Below are 317 nucleotides of genomic sequence, written 5' to 3'. Positions count from 1 at the left end.
TCCGCCATCTGACTGAATTGACTTGACGTTGAGTTCAGTTGATCCGTCATTCGTATAGCTGTCCCCCTTTTCTCCCTTGGGAATGGAGAACTCGAGCACGGCGGTATTTTCTGATCCTGAATTGCGAACGGATGCCTGGACATCCGGATCTGTGGTGGTCACGGTTCCTATACGTATGGTAGCTGCGGCCCCCTCTTTTCCGATCGGGCCCATATCCCCCTTCTCCCCTTTTGGAATGCTGAACTGCAGGATCGCGTCATGTTCATCGCCAATATTTTTGATGGTTGCCGCCTCATCGGGTCTTAAAGGCCGCACCT

The 317-nt window shown here is 52.7% G+C and carries 1 pseudogene; it reads right to left on the bottom strand.

Going from position 1 to position 317, the window contains the following annotated elements:
* Positions 1-213 (bottom strand): annotated as a pseudogene (locus H3R28_RS08890) (hypothetical protein); the annotation flags it as partial.
* Between the last annotated feature and the right edge of the window lie 104 nt (positions 214-317).

The organism is Commensalibacter sp. M0268 (assembly GCF_016101925.1).
Taxonomy (GTDB): Bacteria; Pseudomonadota; Alphaproteobacteria; order Acetobacterales; family Acetobacteraceae; genus Commensalibacter; species Commensalibacter melissae.
The sequence above is the reverse complement of the archived record's forward strand: the minus strand, read 5'-3'. Positions and strand labels throughout refer to the sequence as shown.